The 941-nt window shown below is 71.9% G+C and carries 2 protein-coding genes; both read left to right on the top strand.

The genetic code is table 11. The annotated features are described in order from the left end of the window. A partial coding sequence (locus DSP71_RS23915; RefSeq protein ID WP_309472623.1) for an NAD(P)-dependent oxidoreductase occupies positions 1 to 477 on the top strand: 477 nt, incomplete at its 5' end. Between the two features lie 54 nt (positions 478 to 531). Further along, positions 532 to 941 (top strand): helix-turn-helix domain-containing protein (locus DSP71_RS23920; RefSeq protein WP_258546450.1); only part of this gene is annotated, 410 nt, incomplete at its 3' end.

A 941-nucleotide genomic window follows, 5' to 3' on the forward strand; every position in this document is an offset into this window, starting at 1 on the left:
GCGCTCGGCGCGCGGGTGTGGGGCACGACGCGCTCGGGTGAGCCGGTGGCGGGTGTGGATCGTCTCGTGCCGTTGGGCGAGCTGACCGAGGCCGTGGCCGGTGTCGACGCGATCGTCGTCACCCTTCCCGGCACGGCGCAGACGCACCATCTGATCGGCGCCGACGTGCTCGAGGCCGTCAAGCCCGGTGCGATCATCGCCAACGTGGGCCGCGGCACCGTTATCGACGAGGTCGCGCTGCTCGGCGCGCTCGACGATGGTCGCGTGGCCTTCGCCGCCCTCGACGTGTTCGAGCAGGAGCCGCTCGATGCCGCCTCGCCGCTGTGGGGGCACCCGAACGTGCTGGTGAGCCCACACACCGCAGCCCTCAGCTCCAAGGAGGAGGAGCGGATCGCTCGACGCTTCGCGGAGAACGCGGCACGCCTGCTGGACGGCGAGCCGCTGGCCGCGGTGGTCGATACGGTCGAGTTCTACTGATCGACCTGCAGGTCTTCACCGCCTGACGGGATCCCGAGCGCGAAAGGCGCGGCCATGGATGACGACACCCGCGAGGGGCGAGACCCCGCACCCGCCGTGACCCGCAGCATCCGCCTGCTCGGGATCCTCGCCGAGGCCGGTGGCCCGCGCACGCTCACCGAGCTGGCCGGGGACCTGGGACTGGCCAAGTCGTCGACCGCGAACCTCTGTCTCGCGCTCGAGGCCGGCGGCATGGTCGACCGCACGCCGCAGGGTTACCGCCTCGGCGTGCGCACCGCCGAACTGGGTGGCGCGTTCGCCGCGCAGTTCAACCAGGTGCGGGAGTTCTACAGCGTGTGCGAGGCCTCGCCGCAGCTCGCCTCCGAACTGGTGCAGGTCGCCATGCTCGACGGCACGGACGCGTTGTACCTCGCCCGTCACGAGGGCTCGCGCTCGCTCCGTCTCGGCACCCCGCTCGGGTCTCG

It is taken from the genome of Microbacterium sp. H6, from assembly GCF_003314775.1.
Lineage (GTDB): Bacteria > Actinomycetota > Actinomycetes > Actinomycetales > Microbacteriaceae > Microbacterium > Microbacterium oxydans.